Annotated in this window: 16 protein-coding genes; 9 read left to right on the top strand and 7 right to left on the bottom strand. The window is 47.3% G+C overall.

From position 1 onward, the window contains the following. Nucleotides 1–214 precede the first annotated feature (214 nt). From OXH39_24735 to OXH39_24725, 3 genes are all read right to left on the bottom strand, one after another. Entirely contained in the window at nt 215–433 is a 219-nt protein-coding gene (locus OXH39_24735) for a hypothetical protein (protein ID MCY3553674.1), read from the bottom strand. Nucleotides 434–467: 34 nt separating this feature from the next. Further along, on the bottom strand, nt 468–941 hold the full coding sequence (locus tag OXH39_24730) for a hypothetical protein (GenBank protein MCY3553673.1): 474 nt from the start codon (nt 939–941) through the stop codon (nt 468–470). A gap of 142 nt (nt 942–1,083) precedes the next feature. Next, entirely contained in the window at nt 1,084–4,830 is a 3,747-nt protein-coding gene (locus OXH39_24725) for an Eco57I restriction-modification methylase domain-containing protein (GenBank protein MCY3553672.1), read from the bottom strand. A gap of 330 nt (nt 4,831–5,160) precedes the next feature. On the opposite strand from OXH39_24725, the gene OXH39_24720 reads away from it, so the two are divergent. The 7 genes from OXH39_24720 to OXH39_24690 all read left to right on the top strand — a co-directional run bounded on the left by OXH39_24720 (nt 5,161) and on the right by OXH39_24690 (nt 12,592). Next, nucleotides 5,161–5,436, top strand: a complete 276-nt coding sequence (locus OXH39_24720; protein MCY3553671.1) for a hypothetical protein — start codon at nt 5,161–5,163, stop codon at nt 5,434–5,436. A gap of 136 nt (nt 5,437–5,572) precedes the next feature. Further along, nucleotides 5,573–6,367: an outer membrane lipoprotein-sorting protein gene (locus OXH39_24715; GenBank protein ID MCY3553670.1), complete on the top strand. Its 795-nt coding sequence runs from the start codon at nt 5,573–5,575 to the stop codon at nt 6,365–6,367. Nucleotides 6,368–6,410: 43 nt separating this feature from the next. Next, entirely contained in the window at nt 6,411–7,625 is a 1,215-nt protein-coding gene (locus OXH39_24710; GenBank protein MCY3553669.1) for an ABC transporter permease, read from the top strand. Nucleotides 7,626–7,838: 213 nt separating this feature from the next. After that, nucleotides 7,839–9,068 (top strand): ABC transporter permease, encoded by a 1,230-nt coding sequence (locus tag OXH39_24705; protein MCY3553668.1) that lies wholly within the window; start codon nt 7,839–7,841, stop codon nt 9,066–9,068. Next, nucleotides 9,069–9,770, top strand: coding sequence for an ABC transporter ATP-binding protein (locus OXH39_24700; protein MCY3553667.1), 702 nt, complete (start codon nt 9,069–9,071; stop codon nt 9,768–9,770). 97 nt (nt 9,771–9,867) lie between these two features. Then, complete coding sequence (locus OXH39_24695; protein ID MCY3553666.1) at nt 9,868–11,088, top strand: hypothetical protein; 1,221 nt, start codon at nt 9,868–9,870, stop codon at nt 11,086–11,088. A 400-nt stretch (nt 11,089–11,488) separates the two neighbouring features. Beyond that, the gene (locus OXH39_24690; GenBank protein MCY3553665.1) at nt 11,489–12,592 is read left to right on the top strand and encodes a sigma-54 dependent transcriptional regulator; all 1,104 of its coding nucleotides are present in this window, start codon (nt 11,489–11,491) and stop codon (nt 12,590–12,592) included. 196 nt (nt 12,593–12,788) lie between these two features. Here OXH39_24690 and OXH39_24685 read toward each other — a convergent pair whose 3' ends face one another. Then, on the bottom strand, nt 12,789–13,835 hold the full coding sequence (locus OXH39_24685) for a hypothetical protein (protein MCY3553664.1): 1,047 nt from the start codon (nt 13,833–13,835) through the stop codon (nt 12,789–12,791). Between the two features lie 62 nt (nt 13,836–13,897). On the opposite strand from OXH39_24685, the gene OXH39_24680 reads away from it, so the two are divergent. Then, nucleotides 13,898–15,964 (top strand): alpha amylase C-terminal domain-containing protein, encoded by a 2,067-nt coding sequence (locus OXH39_24680; protein MCY3553663.1) that lies wholly within the window; start codon nt 13,898–13,900, stop codon nt 15,962–15,964. A 69-nt stretch (nt 15,965–16,033) separates the two neighbouring features. Continuing rightward, nucleotides 16,034–16,270 (top strand): hypothetical protein, encoded by a 237-nt coding sequence (locus OXH39_24675; protein ID MCY3553662.1) that lies wholly within the window; start codon nt 16,034–16,036, stop codon nt 16,268–16,270. Between the two features lie 238 nt (nt 16,271–16,508). Here the strand turns inward: OXH39_24675 and OXH39_24670 are convergent, their stop codons facing one another. The 3 genes from OXH39_24670 to OXH39_24660 form a co-directional block, all read right to left on the bottom strand. Further along, nucleotides 16,509–17,348, bottom strand: coding sequence for a phytanoyl-CoA dioxygenase family protein (locus OXH39_24670; protein MCY3553661.1), 840 nt, complete (start codon nt 17,346–17,348; stop codon nt 16,509–16,511). 290 nt (nt 17,349–17,638) lie between these two features. Then, a complete protein-coding gene (locus OXH39_24665) occupies nt 17,639–18,367 on the bottom strand; it encodes a hypothetical protein (protein MCY3553660.1) in 729 nt (242 codons plus the stop codon). A 20-nt stretch (nt 18,368–18,387) separates the two neighbouring features. After that, nucleotides 18,388–20,163: a hypothetical protein gene (locus tag OXH39_24660; GenBank protein ID MCY3553659.1), complete on the bottom strand. Its 1,776-nt coding sequence runs from the start codon at nt 20,161–20,163 to the stop codon at nt 18,388–18,390. Nucleotides 20,164–20,471 lie beyond the last annotated feature (308 nt).

Genomic DNA, 20,471 nt, shown 5'->3' with positions numbered 1-20,471 from the left:
ACTCCGCAATTGTTCTGAATCGCCGATTTTCACTGATTACACGGATGACGCGGATTATCCTACTCACCTCACCGAACAATTTTAGATGACACAGCCCAAAAATCCGTGAAATCTGCACAATCCGCGTCATCAGCGATTCAAACAATTAACTCCGAAACTCACTCATGGCGCGGATTACTTGTAGGTAATGATAACACCGGAAGTTTTGAAGGTCCTATTGCTTATTTTCCGGTTTAGATTCCGGTGTGGATTCCGGTTTGGGTTTAGACTCGGGTTTGGACTCGGGTTTGGGTTTGAGTGTTGGTTTGGGACGTGGACGCGGCACATCGGCTGCTCCTTTTTCAACACGACCAGGTTTTTTTCCCGGAAGAGGTTCCTTTTTCTGATGTCCGGGTAATACTTTATCAGAGCGGGTTTTCTTCTGATTTGCCATAATGACACCTCCTATGGCATTTAGGGTCAGAATTTCAGCATTTAAGATGTTTTATATTTAATAAAATAAATAAAGGGGTGCAGATAACACCAATGATACAAGAAATCACAAACACATAGCGAAGAATTTTCGTTGTCCTACCCGGTTTCTTTTTTTCACCTTCTGCTTTTTCCTCAATTTCTTTTTCATATTCTTCCTCGATACGATCAAATTCCTTATCTATTCCGTGCAGGCTGGTGAGGTAAGAGACTAAGGCAGACGAAATAGTGATTAAAAACGCTACCCAGGAAGCAATGAGAATCCATTTAAAGTTTCCTGAGGCCAATAAATTCATGTCTTTCACAACTATCAGCGAAACTCCGAGACCGGCACTGGATAATGAAAAGACGTACTTAGCAAGACTTTCTGTGTTTGACAGGTTGCGTTTGAGTAGTTCATCCCATTCTTTATCAAGTAATTCCCAGCGTTTTTTTAATTCATCAGATGGATTCTGAGATTCGTTGTTCATCACCTGACCCCTTAGCGTGTTAAATAAAATTTAACCGTGAAGGGAAACTTAAACTAAGTTGACAACACGATTAACTATTAACATCAAATTATACTACAATTTGTGGGCATTTTCAAGAAAATTAGCAGCCTTATATCAACCCCTATTTCCCTTTCAAACTCCGCGCCTTCCGCAAGCGAGATTCCACCAGATTCACAACCGCTTCATACACGCCATCCCGTTCACCTTGCGTGAGATCGAGGGCATCAAAGATGATTGCGTCAAGGGCGCGGCGGTTTGGGTGCTCAACATCCTCTTGAATAGTACCGATTTCTCTCTGAATCAGTGTATTTACCAAATCCTCATTGAATGCCACCAATTCGGGTTGTAGAATGTGAAAGTCTTTAACCTCATAAACAGCAGTTTTCAATCCTCCACCTCCAAGTGAATGGAAACCCGAAAGAAGTTTGAAAAGCATTACAGGGGTTGAATTGAGCAAAACTGTTAAGGTGTCAATGTTACCCTGAAATTTAATCCCATAAAACTTGTCACTTTCATAGATAGATGGTGCATTTCGATGAACCTTAAAGGACTCATGCATCGTTTCAATCCAAAGCAAATCGGCAAAATCCCATTTACCCAAATCCCACCAGCGCGGCCGTCCTCTGCAACTCGGTCTTTGATGATACCCTTGCGACTCACCGCATTCAATGTATTTCAACGCTGCTGTGCCTGCTAATGCCGCTCTGTCCGCATGGCACATAAACAACTTGAATTGCAACTCGCTTGGGTCTACACGGATGCTTTTGCATTCTCGCGGACTCTTGATGACAGGTTTCAGAAATTCCGACGCAATGCCCCATTCCTGAATCCGTTCCGCATCAAGATAGAAAAAGTCATTGGCACCTGTTTTGATGCCAAAACGTACCTCCGCAACGTCTCCGAGGCGTACCAGTTTATCTTTCCCTTTCTCCAGAAGCGTCCAATAGATGTCGGGGGCGCGGAGATATTTCCCACCCCACTTGTCACCGGTGTATTTGTTTTCACGCGTGCCTGCTTGTGCCAACTCGGTATAGGTGCGCGTCCGCTCCCGACGGTTCTCTATATCTGGGTCGCCGATGAACGTTTTGAAGGTTAGAAAACGGATCTGAGAATCTGCATCGGGGGTGCCGTTGTGGAGAATACTTACGATCGTATTGATGTCCGCACTCTCAAACTCACGCTCCGCTTCACTGTGGCAGATAACTGCACCTGTGGTGTTGTCCAATAGATACTTCTGTAACGGCGCGCCGTAGTTGACATCCAGCCAGCTGTTAGAACAGATAAAGGTATGGATGCCACTTGTATTCAGCAATTGCAGGCCGCGCTCATAGAAATAGACGTAGAGGTCTGCGGCACCTGTGTAACAGGCATAGCGTTTTTTCAACGTGGGTTTGAGATCCTTGATTTTCTCTTGACGGACATACGGTGGATTGCCAATCACGACATCGAATCCGTCTGTGATACCGAACATCCATTCGGGATCAAAGAAATCCGCTGCAGCGTTCTGGTCGTAAGGATCCCACCCCGCAATCTTCTCCGTTGTCTCACTCGGAAACCCGTCCTGTTGCAGCAACGCGCTAATCTCGGCGCGAAGTGTTGCATCCTGTTGTCTGTATCGGTCTTTGGTTCTGGGTGTTCGAGCAGTGAAATGTCGGCGACGGACCTCTTCCAATGCCTTCTCTTTGCTGTCTATCTCTGGGTTGCGAAAGGTCATCTGTGCGGGTTTCTCCACACCGAGGAGTGTATTGGCTGCGACAAACTTCGTCTCAAGGTTCGGCAACGGACGCACGCCGCGATTTTCACGCGTATCGTCGATTTTCTGCTCCACAATCAGCGAGATAAAGAAGCGGAGTTTGGCGATCTGTGTGGCGATGGGTTGGATGTCTACACCATAGATGCAGTTCTCTATGAGATAGAGTTTTCTGCCGTAGTCGAGTTCGTTGCGTTCAAACGCCTCGTTGATGTTTTCAATTTCGCCTTCTAATTCGTCAATCGTGCTTTCTCGGATAACACTGTCGTCGATTTTCTCTGCTTCTGTGATGGTGTTTTGAACCCTATCGATTTGCCGTTGTCGCCACTGTGCGTTGCGAGGGTCGAGTTTGCTGAGCAGAAAGACGAGTTTGTGGAGGATACCCATCGGGAAGGCACCGGAACCGCACGCTGGGTCAAGGATTTTGAGTGTGTCAATCGCGGTGATGAGCTGCTCGGTTTCGGTATCGGTGAATGGGTGCGGTTCGTCGTTGTAGGTAAGAAGGTGTCGAAGTTTGGTTTCTGACGGGCAATGAATTGCCCTACTGCGAACTGTGTTTTGGAGATAAGCAATCAAGGATTCGTCTACCATATAGTTGACGACCTCGCGCGGGGTATAGAAGGAACCTGTCTGTTTACGTGCAGTCGTGCCGGTTTCGGGGTTATACGCTGCAAGCAGGTTTTCAAACACCTGTCCGAGCAGTTCAGGATCCAGGGCGATTTCTTGTTCTATCGGTGTGTTCTCAGCGATGGTGAATTTGTAGCGGTTGAGGATGTGGATTAAACCGCGCACAGTATATCGACTATTTTTCGTGTCATAGACGGCGTTGAGATTGACCGCTTGCGGTTCGGAGAAGAAGAGTTCATTTGGAACCGAAAGCGGGTTGTCCTCTCTGTCGGAGAAACCGTCGATTCGCAGGATCGTTTTTGCGTCGTCCGGGGCGGGTTTGTCAAGGCACTCAAACAAACCACCGTTGAGGAACGGAATCGTCTCAAACAAGTGAAGTGCTGCCTCCGGATCCTTGAAATAGCGTTTGTAGCGATACAGCGATGTGATGTTATAGTGCTGCCGTCCCTCGCCTCGGAACTTGCGGGGAACCCCCCTGCCCCTCTTATTAGGGGGGTTCATCTCCTGATTCAACGTTGCGAAAAACAGGTTTTGAAGGATTGCTTTGTAGTAGGTGCCTTCCTGTGGGTCAACGTCCGCGAGCAGTGCCGCGATGTCGTCTTCATCAAAGAGTGTGCTCGGGACAAGTCCTTTCTCCTTGAGAAACCAGACGAAGATGAGCCGCGTAATCAGGCGGATAATGCATGTGGCATTGCGGACAGCTACATCGTCACCCGCATCGGCTGAACCCCCCTGTCCCCCCTTATCATGGGGGAATGTCACCTTCTCCACTGCCCAGAAATACCAATCGGCGATCTCTTTGAAGAAGCGTCTGTTGAGTTCGGAGGTGTCCAACGTCCGCTGCCACGCCTGATGGAGTTCGAGGAAGTTCGTAAACCCATGCTGCTGATAGAGGGCATCCAGCGACAATTCTGCCAAGATGTCAAGATGGGCGCGGTGCGGATTCACAACGTCAATGTCCTTGATGAGTGTCACTTTCTCAAGCACATCAAGGGCAGCGTCGCGTTGACTCGGTCTGCGGTTGATAATGGAAAAGGTCAACGCGTGTCCGTATTGAAAGATTAGCATCGCAGGTATGGCGTAGAGCTTGTTGATTTCGCGGGTGATATTGGCGAGTGCGGTGCGGGAATAGGTGTCTCCTTTAAGTCTGATAGCGAGAAACAGGTAGGATTGATAAATACTTTCGTCAACGCCTGGATCCTCATTGAAGGTGAACGTCTCTTGCGTGTGTTGTCTGATTTCGTCAGCGGTGAGTTGGAAGAGGAAATCAGCCGTCTGCCATTCGTGCAGTAAGGCTTTTTCTGGATTTATGAGGTTGTCAGGATCAAAATCTTCAAGAAATGCCTCGGTTGTGCTGGTATCGCGGTTGAGTGTGCGTTGGCTTTGGTAGCCTAACACCTTGAGGAGGTGGATTGCGTTTTCGTGGAGTTCGCCGTTTGTGAATTGACTTAGGGCGCGTTGGACATCGGCTCTGATATGTGTTTGCGGCATCGTTGTTTTCCTTGAGGGTTATATCTGTTTAGTTTACCCGATTTTTTAGAGAGGTGCAAGTTAATTGTCAGAATCAGGATTTATAGGATTATCTCACACCTCCGCTTCCGCAATAATCCGCGATTCAGACAATTTGACAATTGAATATTTCTGATAACTAAATTTATTATAACTTTACTAACGTTGATATATATGCTATAATAACCTATAATGTATTTGAACCGTTAGCACACAGCAGACCACCTCTGCAGAACCTAACACGATCCTTCAAACACTTCTACTTCTATAGTTGTTATGCCCAACGCCTCAAAAAATATAAAGGGATAAAAAATGAAAACGCTGAAAACTTCAAAAAAGGACAAAGAAGGGTTCACACAACCCCGCGGCGAGACGCTTAGAAAAGTCTTTCCAAGCAATATCTCTATCTTCCTTAACGAGGTTTTCATCAATCAACTCGGCACAGAAACAACGATTTTGGAGAAGAAAGGAGAAGAATTCTTGATTATCCGAAATTCACAGACAAATCAGTTGTCATGCGGTCTGAGACGCGATACTAAAGGTTTTCGTAGGAGCGAAAATTTCTTCTCCCTATCCAAGAGGCTTTGATATGTTTCATAAGCCGCATCAACGGACGAATCGCTGACAAAATATTTACACACCCAAGTCCTACCGAAACTTGAACTTTAAGATATTTTGTGATATTATTAAGGCATAGGATAAAACTGGAAAGGATGACTGGAAAATGGCGAAATTGAAAAATAAAACACAGAACAAATCGCGAAGTTTGGGGGTATGGCTTTTGTTTGTGTTGACTGTGCCCTTATGTATATTCGTGCGAGCCGATGAACACGTTCCAGATGTTGAAACCGTTGTCAAAAAAATAGATCAGCTCTATCGGAGTGAGACGAGCCATGCCGAAATGGAGATGCAAATTGTCACACCGCATTGGGAACGCACCCTCGCGATGACAGTCTGGACGAGAGGGATGGACAAAACTTTTATCCGAATTACCGCACCGAAAAAGGAACAAGGGGTCGCGACACTACGTATCGGCAATGAGATGTGGAACTACCTACCGAAGACGAACAAAACAATGAAGATCCCACCGTCGATGATGATGGGGTCGTGGATGGGTTCCGATTTCACGAATGACGACTTGGTCCGGGAGTCGTCGATGCTCGACGATTACACCTATCAGTACGTTACACCAGAAGACGCAGCTCCAGATCATCTCTATGTCCAACTCATACCGAAGGACGATTCTCCGATTGTTTGGGGAAAGATTGTTGCGGCAGTACAATCCAAGGATTATATACCGGTGTGGCAGCGGTTCTATGATGAAAAAGGTAACTTGATGCGGGTGATGAATTTCAAGGAAATCAAGACCTTTGGTGACAAAATCGCACCCTCTGTGATGGAGATGATTCCGCAGAACAAAGAGGGACATAAAACGGTTGTCCGGTGGTTGAACGCAACATTCGATTCAGACATCGACGATAAAATCTTCACACGCCGAAACCTACAGAGAAGAAGATAGGTTACGGCACACGGAGTGTGCCTACTACTATGCATACGACTTTATGATACTCAAAATTGCGTTTCGTAATACTCTCCGTCAAAAGCGGCGTACAATCCTGACCGCCCTCGCAATGATTGTCGGTTTTATGCTCTTATCGGTAAGCATTGGTTTGACCGACGGCGCGTACGGCAATATTATCGCCATGTTCACACGAAACCGCATCGGACATATTCAAGTGCATCGCGAGGGGTATCTTGATAAACCGTCGCTTTACAAAACGATCAACAACGCTTCTACCGTGGGTGAAACGATTCTGAGTGTTGCAGGCGTTGAAGCATGGACACCGCGTGTCTACGGTGCCGGACTCGGTTCCGTAGGTGAAAAGAGTACGGCTGTGCAAATTATCGGGATTGACGTTGCACGCGAAACCGAAGCAACCCGTTTTGATAAAAAAGTCGTTGAAGGCAGCACACTCGGAGAAATACCAGCATATCAGGCTGTTATTGGGAAAGACTTGGCGAAAGTTCTTTCTGCAAGGATTGGTAGTGAGATTGTAATTGTTTCGCAAGGTGCTGACGGTTCGATTGCGAATGACCTATATAAGATTGTCGGTATCGCAGAGAGTGGTGACGACATAACAGATCGCGTCGCGTGTTATCTACACATTGAAGATGCGCAAGAATTGCTTGTGCTTGAGGGACGCGTCCACGAGATTGTCGTGATTGTGTCAAACATCAACCGGGTTGATAAAATTACAAGCGCAATCGAAACACAACTCAATGATTCAACGCTTGATGTTGCACCATGGCAGGTGGTCGCCAAATCCTTTTATCACGCCATGCGCACCGATCAACAAGGGGATGCCATTGCTCGCTGGGTGATTATGCTGATTGTCGCTATCGGTGTTCTCAATACGGTGTTAATGTCGGTGTTAGAGCGGACGCGTGAATACGGCGTGCTGAAGGCGGTCGGGACAAAACCGGCGCAAATCTTCTGGCTCGTCGTTTGCGAAGTCGTCATCATAGCACTTGGAAGCATCTGTGTTGGGGCACTCCTTGGAGTTTTAGCCAATTATCTGCTATCTATATACGGTATCACATATCCCGAGGAAATTAGTTTCGGCGGTATGAAACTCAAGACGTTGTACGCTGCAGTCAACGTCCGGTGTCTGGTTATTCCTGCTATGACTGTTATGCTATCAGCGACAATTGTGAGTCTATTTCCTGCAATAAAAGCGGCTCGGATTATGCCCGCAAACGCGATGCGGACACACTAAATAGTTGTCAGTTTTCAGTTAAAAAAGTTCGTAAAGTCCGTGAAGTGTTTCTAAAGTGTTTTTGCTTGGGTGTTTCTTCTAGTAAAGTTACTCTCACCGCAAGGCATTTGCAACTTTAGCACACTTTGAAACTTTAGCATACTTTCCAACATTGAAAGCTCTCACTGCAAGGCAAACTGACGACTGACAACCGATAACTGATAACTAAAGACTATGTCGTGGATTTTAATTAAACTTGCTTGGCGAAATATCTTTCGGAATAAACGGCGGACACTCATCGCCTCCATAGCGATCGGTATCGGTCTCGCTGCGCTGATTTTTGTTGATGCGTTGATGATCGGGATGACCGAGAATATGGTGCGGACAGCTACCGCCTCCTTCCTTGGCGACGCACAGATCCATCGGGAAGGTTTTCGAGACGCACAGGAAGTCTCATTGACGATTCAAGCACTTGATGAGGTAACTGAAGGTCTCGCTAAGGAAGACATTGTTGAGCATTTCACACAAAGAACACTCGCTGCGGGGATGATTACGTCTCCGGCGAGTGTCAGTGCCATTATCCTCGTCGGGATACATCCACCGACAGAGAAATTCTTGTCCAAAATCGATGACGCGATAACGGAGGGCGCATATTTTGAAGGCGATAACAGCCGCGATATTGTTATCGGTGCGAAACTCGCCGAAATTTTAGAAATCGGACTTGGAGACCGGGTGGTCGTGACGGTAGCACAAGCCGAAAGCGGAGATCTCTCCCAAGAAATGTTTCGGATTGCCGGTATCTATCACTTTGTCGACGAAGAGATGAACAGCGGCATGGCGTTCGTGCGGATTGAAAAAGCGCAAGAGATGCTTGCCATTGGTAGCAGTGTGCATGAAATCGCTATTAAATTTACGTCCCTAACCCACGCGCAAGATCCGGCACTGCCGTTTTGGGAGACGTATTCCCAACACGGTAACGAAGTCTTAAGCTGGACGGAACTGATGTCGCAATTAACAGCGATATTGGAAATGACAAAATACAGCAAATACATCATGGGCGTTATCTTGTTTGGGGTGGTTGTCTTTGGGATTATCAACACGCTCTTTATGTCGTTATATGAGCGGATGTTTGAATTTGGTGTTCTACGCGCTGTTGGAACGCGTCCTTTTGGAATGGCGCGCGTCATCTTATTTGAGGCGGGTGCTTTAGCAATCGTTAGTATTGGACTCGGGATGATACTCGGCTTTGTTTTGACGGCGGTTTTTGCGCATGTCGGCATTGACTATACCGGCGTTGAAATGACAGGAGTAACGATACAGGAGTTCATCCGCCCAATCATGAAGGTTGAACAGTTCATTCTTTATCCGATATGGCTCTTTATTTTTACGATCATTGCCGGACTCTATCCTGCACGGTACGCGGCCAAAATGTCCCCAGCAGCCGCAATGCGACGGAGTTTTTAAATGCAACAAGCTCAGAAAACAGATGTCATTGTCACTGAGGGTGTGACGAAGGTTTATGCAGCGGATGGGATTCCCGTCAACGCTCTTAATGGGGTTGACTTAACCATCCAGTCTGGAGAGTTTACAGCACTTGTGGGTCCTTCTGGCTCTGGCAAGACGACCTTTCTCAACATTATTTCTGGTTTGGATAGTCCTACAGACGGAAAAGTGTGGCTTGCTGGTAAAGTGCTTTCGGAGATGAGCGGCAACGAACTCTCTGATTTTAGACGCGATAACATCGGGTTCATTTTTCAGGCTTACAACCTGATTCCTGTGCTGACAGTTGAGGAAAACGTTGAATACATCATGCTCTTGGCGGGTGTGCCGAAAGCAGAGCGGCACGAGCGGGTTATAACAATGCTTGAATCTGTCGGTTTAACCGGCGTTGCGGATCGGGTGCCAACGCAGCTTTCGGGAGGACAGCAGCAGCGTGTCGCTATTGCACGCGCGATGGTATCTGAACCGCAGATTATTCTCGCCGATGAACCGACCGCGAACCTCGACTCAAAAACCGGTGCTGATCTGCTTGAGATGATGCGTCACCTCAACGCCGAAACGGGCATGACGTTCATCTTCTCGACCCACGATCCGATGGTGATGGAAAGTGCGAGGCGTTTGATTACGCTTCGCGACGGGCGGATAGATACTGATGAGGCGAGGTAATAGTTGTCGGTTTTCAGTACTCAGTTATCGGTTAAGAGGGATTTTTGATTGATTAAAGAAACTGCTGACTGAAAACTTTTCTTTTGAGAACCATTCAATGAGAACAATTCTCACGCTCATCATTTGTTTGATGATAACGCCACTATCAGGGATCGCCGATGCTGAGTTTCGAGTCGGTGGCTACTACAAAAACTTTTCCACAGTATTCAATTCACCGCTTCCAGACGCATCCATGGTGGGAGTCGTGGTTAACCGCTTACGACTCAATCTTTCCCACGCGCCAGCGGATGCCCTTTCATTTGCTCTCGCTTACGATTTTACGCCGCGCGTTCAAGACCCGTTACTTTTTTCTCAGTCTCCTATTGCTGTCGGTGTTGCTTCGTCCCGTTATCGCATTGCAGATTTGGACTCACCGATCTATCCGAGTGAAGAAGAACCAGTTGGCAGTGTCGGCATCTATCATAACCTTGATCGTGCTGCTGTTCAGTTCAGCACAGATTTCGCGGACATCTCCGTAGGTCGAGACGCGATCGCTTGGGGGAGTGCCCGCGTCGTAAACCCGACCGATGTTATTGCTCCCTACACCTATGACCAGTTAGACACAGAAGACCGCGTTGGGGTAGACGCAATTCGTATGCGTATTCCGGTGGGTGTGATGGGGGAGGTGGATACCGGATACATCTTCGGCAACAATTTCGATTTTGGAAAGAGTGCTGTCTTTCTCCGAAGTCAATTAAATGCCGCCGAGACGGATTTCTCACTTCTATTGTTGGAATTTCAGGAAAATCTGCTTGTCGGTTTGGACGTGGCGCGCGGCATTGGCGGTGCAGGATCTTGGTTAGAAATGGCTTACGTGCTTGTCAAGCCGTTTGACGACGAACCCAACATATCGGATAACTATTTTCGCGCCTCCGTCGGTTTGGACTATAGTTTCGGCGGAGAGACTTACGCCTTTATCGAATATCATTTCAGTGGCGCGGGCGCGAAGGACCCCGAAGATTTCCTTACCAATCTGGAGCAACCGGCTTACACAAGTGGGGGCGTTTATCTGCTGGGGAGGCACTATCTTGCCCCCGGATTCACCCATCAACTGACACCTCTAATTAGTTTTAGTGGACAGATGTTGTTTAACTTGTCCGATCCGTCGACCTTCATTGCCCCACAGATTGCGTATAACGTCGCCGAGGATATTCACCTCTCTGTCGGCGGTTTTGTCAGCATTGGAAAGCGACCAAAGAACAGCGATTCCCCCCAACTTCAATCTGAATTCGGCAGTTATCCAAATCTTTTCTTTTCCTCATTTCGCGTCTATTTCTAAGACTTGTATTCCACACGGCTAAAAAAAGACAATACATGCACGTTTAGCCCCACCACCGCTGGCGAGGTTTGGAACCTCGCCATTGTGTTGGTGTATAGACAATTACAGGTTTTATTATAAAAAAGGCAATATATGCACATTTGACGCACTTGGCGTTGTATGTACAACCGAGTCACGAATATTATGTCAACTAAAAATCCGCATCTTGCGTTAATGCATGGAAAACCACAATGTGCTATGGAAAATCGGTTTCTGTACCGTCGCAATTATAGTTTCTAAAAACCAAAAAAGGTTTGCACACGGTAATGACGCACTGTGCCGCAATCGGCTTTTAGGAATTAAAATTGCCCAAACTTAAATATATTCGTCCTTGTTTATAGTATACTTTAAGGAGCACATTATGAATCAGCAGTCAGTGTTCATTGAATTGCCGTCGGTACCGATGCAGGCAATTTATAACACAATTCAACGAATAATGGGATCAAACATTCCGTTCTTCATCACTGGCGAAACCGGTGTTGGTAAGGAAGCAATCGCAAGATACATTCACGAGAACGGTCCACGACGGGACCAACCTTTTATAGCGATCGACTGTGGTAGATTCTCCACAGAACTTTTCCAAAGTGAGCTCTTTGGGCATGAGGCAGGAGCGTTCACGAGCGCAATCCGACAGCGTCAGGGTGCGTTTGAGATAGCAAATGGTGGTATTCTCTTTTTAGATGAGATTCCCGAAATGCCCTTGGATGCCCAAAAGATGCTGCTACGCGTTTTGGACACAGCGACCTTTACGCGTCTCGGTGGGAATGAAGTTTTGACGGTGGATGTCCACATTATTGCTGCAACAAATAGAAATATTGTAAAGGCTGTTGCGAAAAAAGAATTTAGGGAAGACCTTTATTACCGCCTCAAGGGCATGAGGCTTCACCTCCCACCGTTACGGGAGCGTCCAGAAGATATTGCGCCGTTGGTATCAGCTTTTATTGACGAATTTAGTTCCGAATATGGGAAAGATGTTACAGGGATTACGCGGGAGGCTCTTGCTCGCCTTGAGCAGGCTGCGTGGCCCGGGAATATCCGTCAGTTGAGAAGCACTATTCAGACAGCTGTCGCGCTCGCAACCGCTGACAGGCTTGAATCCAAGGATTTTCCAGAAATCTATCCCGAATTCGTTAAGACGCTCATCTCTATATGGCAGGCACTCCCGTCGGAGACGCAGCGTGCGATATGGGATACACTCCCACCGGAAACCCAGTACATAATTATGCATGAACTCGCGACGCAGACTCCGGAACCTTGGCGTAGCTTGCAGGTTCCCGGTCTTCCGAGAGTCGGTGGTAAACGGGAATTTCTCAATATAGAGAATATGAGTCAAAACCAAATTCTGCGAGCGGTTGCACGGAGGCGTGTTGGACAATACACTTCACTCCGTGAGGCAGCTGAGTCGTTGGGTATTGATATCCGAACCCTCCAGAAATACGCCCAGTGGGAGGAGTTAGACAATTGATATAGGCTTGAAAAGCGGACGCAGCATTTTCAAACAGAAAATTCAGCGTATCGAATGTACGTCCGGCATTTGACGCGTAACCCATGAACATAAATCCAGTATAAAGTGAAACGGTACAGAAACCGAAAGAGAACTCCCTATGGTATAACGAGGGACCCAAAACCTTCACCAAAGGGAGTTCTCTATTCTCGACCCTTCATTTAAAGACTACGATTAACTTCCGCTGTGCCGCACGCTGTGAACCCATCCTCGCATGAATCACAAGGAAATAGCGACCATTACGGACGAGTACACCATCGTCTGTCAACCCATCCCACTGGGCAATATTGGAACCGATATAGTGAGGTGCCTCCTCAAGTAATCGCCGAACCCGTTTCCCACGAAGATCGAAGATGTCCATCGTTACGAATGCTTGCGTCGCATCTGGCGCGTTAAGTTGATACGTTATTGTCAGCCGATGCCTATCCGGTGCGAAAAACACACGCGGCGAAAGCGTGACGTTCTGGATCTGTAAACGCTCAGCACGCTCTAAATCTGTTGGTGCAGGTGCCATCAAGCTATAAATCCCGAAGTGATTGATGGTAGCCGATACACTCCCTTGACTCGTATTTACATTCCCTCGTAATGGCACCCACTTTTTTGCGAACATCTCCCAGAAATAGAGCCGTGGTTTGGTCTCTATTCCAAAGAGGAATGTGATTTGTGCATCCCGTTTCAGGACAAGCCGTTCAGGTGAGATTCGGATGACATGAACCAACTGTTGTGCTGCTGGAGGCAACCCCGGCGGTGGTACAATTTCTATCCCTATTTTTCGTTCAGTTGCGAGTGCACCTTTGGAAAATGAAATCTCCACACCTGCCGGACTGTGAAGCTTTCCGCCGCTGCTACCGATAATTTTTGACGCGGGAACAACGCTTAACTTGATACGTTGTTCCATGCCATTCACGCGACAGACAAGGCCTCCCTCACCCACAAAAACGGCTATCAGTATGGCTTGATCGCCTGTTGTGATTCTGCCTAAATTCCCCGCGAGAAACCATTGTGCCGAAAATATTTTATTATCCGTCGAGACTGCCTGAAGCCTGTATCGCTTCCCAGAAATCAGTGTGTAGGGTGGTATTATTTTCGCTTGTCCATCAAACATCTGAATTTCAAACGGGGCCGCCACAAGGTAGGGCACGTGACATACCGTCAGCGTGATGAATATGAAACATAGCGTTATTCGGTAGAAAAGTCTTCGCATGTCCTCATAGTATCATGCATCTGATTTGCATTACAAGTCGGTTTATGCTAAATTGATAGATTATGGGAAAGCGACTTTTAAACGGAAACACGGCTGATGGCACTGCCCTCATCGAAACCGATCCTTTGTTGAAACCATACATAACACAGCTGCGTGAGCGGTTTGCGTGTTATCGGCGTTTCAAGGCAAACGTTGAGAAAACCGGTGGTGTATTAGGTGAAATAAGCCAAGGACATCGATATTTCGGTTTCAACCGTGGTAAACATGAAGGGGAAACTGGTGTCTGGTATCGCGAATGGGCACCGGGGGCGGAGACTCTTGCCCTCATTGGCGACTTTAACGACTGGTCGCGTGATGCCAACCCAATGTCTGTCGATGATTGGGGGGTGTGGCATCTATTCTTGCCCGACAGAGATTATGCCGCTCGTCTCACACACGAAAGCCTTGTCAAGGTACATGTTGTCTCAGAACTCGGTGGACTCGACCGGATCCCCGCTTATGTGCAGCGCGTCGTTCAGGAAGGGGACGCGGATTTCACCGGACAGTATTGGGCACCCCCGCATCCGTATCAGTGGCAGCATCACGCACCCGATTTTGACATCAACACCAAGGGATTGCGGATTTACGAGGCGCACGTCGGCATGGCACAAGAAGCGGAAAGAGTTGGAACGTTCGCTGAGTTTACGCAGAATATCTTACCCCGAATTGCGGATTTGGGCTATAACGCTGTGCAACTGATGGCAGTGATGGAGCATCCGTATTATGCAAGTTTTGGGTATCACGTCAGCAACTTTTTCGCTGTTTCAAGTCGTTTCGGTACGCCAGAGGAACTCAAAGCACTCATTGATACGGCACACGGTATGGGGCTGCTGGTTATCATGGATCTCGTGCATAGCCATGCTGTCAAAAATTTGAATGAAGGGTTGAGCAACTTTGATGGCACGGGGCATCAGTATTTCCACGCCGGTGCGAAAGGTGAACATGTCGCTTGGGATTCACGTTGTTTCGATTATAGTAAATACGAAGTGCAACGCTTTCTGTTGAGTAATGTCCGCTATTGGTTGGAAACCTATCGGTTTGATGGCTTCAGATTTGATGGTGTCACGAGCATGCTCTATAGCGACCACGGGTTAGAACGGGAGTTTACCAGCTATGCGGATTACTTTGACACCGATGTTGAGCTGGATGCTATCGCTTACCTGATGTTGGCGAATGAGGTTGTCCATGCTGTCAATCCCAACACTATTTCAATCGCTGAAGACATGAGCGGTATGCCCGGTCTCGCGCGTCCTATTCAAGAAGGCGGACTCGGCTTCGATTACCGGCTTACAATGGGTATCCCGGATTACTGGATTCGGTTGTTGAAGGAGAAACAGGACGAGGCGTGGCACATCGGCGAGATCTACGGCATGCTGCGCAACCGTCGTGTGGGTGAGAAACACATCGCTTACGTCGAAAGCCACGACCAAGCGATTGTCGGCGATAAGACCCTTGCGATGCAACTCATGGATACTGAACTTTACACGAACATGAGTGTTTTCGCTACGAGTCATCTCGTTTCTCGCGGTGTTGCGCTCCACAAACTTATCCGTCTGCTGACGTTTAGTTTAGGGGGCGAGGGGTACCTTAACTTTATGGGAAATGAATTTGGACATCCTGAGTGGATCGATTTCCCACGCGCAGGAAACAATAACTCCTACTGGTATGCGCGTAGGCAATGGCATCTCGTTGACGATGAAGCACTCCGGTACCAGCATCTCAACGCCTTTGATCGTGCGATGCAACACCTTGATGCAACCTACCATCTGCTTGCTGATGCAGACATTCAGTTTTTATGCATTCACGAGGAGGCGAAACAGATCGTCTACGCGCGGAGTGGACTCGTCTTTGCCTTCAACTTTCATCCAAGTAAATCTGCCACGGATTGGCGTATTCCCGTGCCTGAGAAAGAGGATTATCGTCTTGTCCTCAACACCGATGACCCAGTGTATGGCGGTTACGGTGCGGTAGAGGACAGACATTATCCATGGCAAGATGTTGCGATAGAGGGGCAGGCACAGTCAATCCAACTTTACGTCCCCGCCCGAAGCGCGCTGGTGTTGGTATCTGAAAAAAAATCAAATTCATAAACAGGGAATTGGGTTTAATAACTCCAGAATTAAAAACACCACATGACTACTTAGGAGGTGCCGCATAAAATGGGTAAGCAAATTGATCTTCGCAGTACAGAAATGAATGAGGTAGTTAAGGAAGTTCGCGAAATGCGGATGAAAATTTCAGAAAAATGCGGACACGATCTTAATCGTTTACTTGCATACTACCAAAAAGTAGGGGAGGAAATGCGAAAATCTGGCAAATACAAGTTTGCCGACTCGGAACCGCCAGCTGAGAAGCCCGCATCCACAGAATCTACTTGTGGTGAAGCCGCAGATTAGCAACAAACAGCGTTTATTCTCTGACGATACCTTTGCCCGAATACGTGCTGTATGGACGGTGTTTTCCTTCCGGGAAAAATAGGGACAGCCAACCGTGACCTCTATCGCTACGGTATGTCTATGTTGGGTTGCTGGAGCCAGACACTCCAGCTTTTTTTATACGTGCGTTTCGTGATAGGCGCGCTGCTGACACGGTTTGTAGTCGCGTGTCTTGAGCGCGCCAAACCGAAACTTGTTATCACGTCGTATTATTTTCTAACGAATACTCGCGGTTTCCACCGGGGCCACCACCAATTGCCCACGTCCCCCGAAACAACGATTGCCGCTTTGGTGGCATCGTTTCAATAATCTCGTGGCTCAGGTTAAGCCGATGCCATTGTGCCCAGATCGAATTGTAGCAATTGAAAACTGCACACCGAGGGTTTGATGGATTCGTCCAATCATTCGCCGCATGGATAAGGCTTTCCGTGAAGATAACAACAGAACCGGGTGGGCAACTGTAGTCATCCATCATCTCGCGCATGTTCGTTTCCCACGGTGATTCGCTGATATTCGGACGATACTTGTCAGGACCGCCGTAGTTGAAATGTGCCTTATGAGACCCACTGAGGAAAGAGGTAGCACCTTGTCCTGACTTCACCTCTTCGAGTTCCCACACGACACGCGTCAGCCCCGCAAAAATCTTTTCACCGGCGACCTGATACCGCATCGCGTTCGCCTGCTGTGGTGGACGTACAACGTGCGGCAGACCATTATCACCACGTTCCGACACATTCCAACCCGGGGGTCTCACAGTCGTAAATGACCCTTCGCATCGAAAGCCGTAGCAATCATCGTGTACAAACGGATCTTCGGACAAAATTTCATTTAGAACACCTACAATTGCCGGATGGTCAAGTAGTGTCTGAAGTGCGCCTTGATAACTCTGTCTGGCACCGTCATAGACTTCTGCTTTCATCTCTTCAATTTCTGGCTCCGATAATACTGATGGCAACAGAATCCAGCCGCGGAGATCGAAGAAAAACTTCTGTTCCGGTGTCATCGGTACCGGTGCATCCGTTGAAGTTTGGTTTGACATTGATATTCTCCTTAATGGTAGTAGGCACGCTCCGTCGTGCCGTCTACTAAAAATAGTTCATAGGTTAGAGTAGTAGGCACGCTCCGTCGTGCCGTCCACTAAAAATAGTTCATAGGTTAGAGTAGTAGGCACGCTCCGTCGTGCCGTCCACTAAAAATAGTTCATAGGTTAGAGTAGTAGGCACGCTCCGTCGTGCCGTCCACTAAAAATAGTTCATAGGTTAGAGTAGTAGGCACGCTCTATCACAGTGCATACAATGGATTCACCGCACGCGGAGCGTGTCTACTACCTTAGATCTCGTACAAAAAGTACTCATCATTCTGAAGATGACTTGGATTTTTTCTTATGTATTCTTGGATTGCACAGAACTGTTCGGGCGAACGTACGAGATGGTCAAAACTTTCTTCCTGCCAAAATCGCCCTGTCCGTCCGAGTACTTTATTAATCTTACCAGCACTAAATTTCTTCCATGAACGGCATTGCTTCAGAAGATTTGTGTCCCCTAACAAACAAACCAACAGATGAACATGATTGGGCATAATCACAAAGTCCCCCATATGGTAACGACTGCCATTAAAATATAACAAACTGTCTGCTACGATCTTTGATAGTTTGGGTTGCTTCAGAACACATGCGCCTAATCCCTTGTTCAGATTTTCCATGTACCGCTGTGAGAACATTTCATGAAATTGTTTACGGAATTTTTTTTCGAGCCTCGCTAGTTTGTCTTTCCAATTCGGTATTGAAGTGGAAATTCCGTGTTGCGCAAGCCATGTTGATCGTTCGGCGTGCCAACGTCGGGCTACGTCTGCTGGAAGTGAGTCCTCGGTGCGGAACGTGATAAAGTAGGTTGCTTGCGGTTGAAACCAGTGAGGCAGGTTTGAACCCGCTATAATTTGGAAGTCACTATTGGGATCGAAGAGGTTGAACATGATTATTATGATGCGTAGAGGGTATCTACACCAGACGGCATACGGAGTATGTCTGCTTTTAAAGTGTATATCTACAGCGAACGGCATACGGAGTATGCCTGCTACTTTTAAAGTGCCTTTTCTAATCCAGGTAAAAAATAATCCTTAACGACGACTTCCCAACTCATGCGGGACGCAATATCATAGCCTTCTCGAAGCATATCTTCTACGTCACGAGGCTTACGCGGCAAGCGTCCCAAGAGTTTCGCTGCAATATCTCGACTATTCTCCGTTTCAATCGCATTCCGTTCCGCCAAACCGATATGAAGTACATCGTCCAACGATTTCGGCGGGATATGCAGCTGCGTATAGTCTGCGATGACGATATTTGGGACTTCACGATTGTCAGTGGCATGCTGAATAAAACCGCAACACCCACACACATTACTAACAACACAGATCGCACCAAAACTGAGAGGCTCGACCTGTGCAATCCCGAAGGGTTCATAAATGGACTGCCCGAATTCCGCGTCGCTACCTTTACGAATGTCCATGAATTCCATCTCTATCGGCATCCGTTTTCCGCAAGCCGCTTGCGTCCAACCGAACTGGTTGACGAAAACAACCTTGATTGCCTTGGACTGTAGATTGAAAGCAGAGACACCGTTATTCAATTCAATTTCGGCGCCAACGAGATCCGGGTACCCGATTTTATGATACACGGGCCAACCATAAGCTTCCTCCATCTCATGGATGCTTTCATTCGGTCTCCCGGTCGCAATTTCTGTGGAGAGAATAAACAACACCGCTGTTTTATCGTTAGAAGCCAAGAGGGAATCGAGATGCATGAGTACTTGTAAATCGCGCCACAGTCCCTTACTTTTAACGAGCCGCGTTACATGTGTGAAGACGTAATCGGGACGAAAATCCAACAGCGATTTCGCATATTTTTGGAGCAGTGCCTTTGATGTTAACTTTTCTTGGAGGCTCACCTCAAACGCGGGGATACCGTTGTAAACGAGATTAATCGGAAAGTCCTCAAACGACTTTGCCAGAAATCGGAGCTCATCTACGACGAGATCCCCGACAGCGAAAATCGTATCACAGAGATAGGCTTTATCGATTAACGCGTGCTTGAAATACCAAAACGGATCGTCAAACACATCGTGGATAGATTGTCCTTGTGCTTTTGCCTGTTCTAAGACGTTGTAAAAGCGAATATCGTGTCCCGGATGTCCCTCAACGATAGGACGTATCGTCGCCACTTCATGGGCGTAAAAGACGGTACGCATATTCGCGGGGTCTTCACTGTTCTTCCGTTCAATGAGTGTTTTGAGCGCAAGCGGCATTCCCATAAATTCATGCGAGATGATGAATACTGGCGTATTTGCCTTTTCACCGATAAGCACCTTCAGCGCGTCATACGCCGGTTCTGCAAGGCGGACATACTCTTCAAATTCCCATTCGCTCTCATACCGATTTGATTCAATATCGAAATGCTCGTAGAGTTGCCATTTGAACTGCCCAGTCTGGGATTCATCACTGCTTGATACATTTACCAAGATGACATCGGTGAGCGTTGTAACTTGCTTATTTTTGTCCACAAACTGCCGTTGTCCGTAGACGAGTTCCACCTGATAGGTTTGCTCAATCTCACTGAGAGCACTTGCGTGGGGTGTATCTGTTATGCCTTCGCTTGCGCGATAGAGCACGGTATCGAGTTCACCGAGGTCAGCACCCGGGAAAAGCGGTCCGACGAGAATAGTACGCTCAATCGCTTCGTTGTAACTGTGGGTTGTTAGCAGTCCTTCCAAAACTGCCCCGATGCCCCCCATTTTTTGGATGGCTTCGTGTGTGACGTGAACAACAATACTCAAATTTTTACCTCGTATAATGTTTTTCATAAGGGCTTGCAAGCAAAACCCTAAAGGGATAGGAAGATTGTAAGTGTGTATTCTTGACGGGAATTATAGCATAATATCGGAAAGGGTGTCAAATTTACCTATTGAGGAAAGGAGTTTTACAAAAGTGGATATGAAAAACGGAAACCCAAACCAAGTCATTACTGGATTCAAGTTTCCGATTTAGAAAATGTCCGATATTTGCGCTTATCGGGCTTTTTTGATACTACCCCATGTGGTTGCGAGTTTGGCTCTGGGGTCTACGGGAAAACTATCATCGCCGAAGAACTCAATTTCGCCAATTTGAAAGT

This window comes from Candidatus Poribacteria bacterium (assembly GCA_026702755.1).
Classification (GTDB): domain Bacteria; phylum Poribacteria; class WGA-4E; order WGA-4E; family WGA-3G; genus WGA-3G.
Note: the sequence above shows the minus strand (reverse complement) of the source record. Positions and strands in the feature narration are given on the sequence as shown.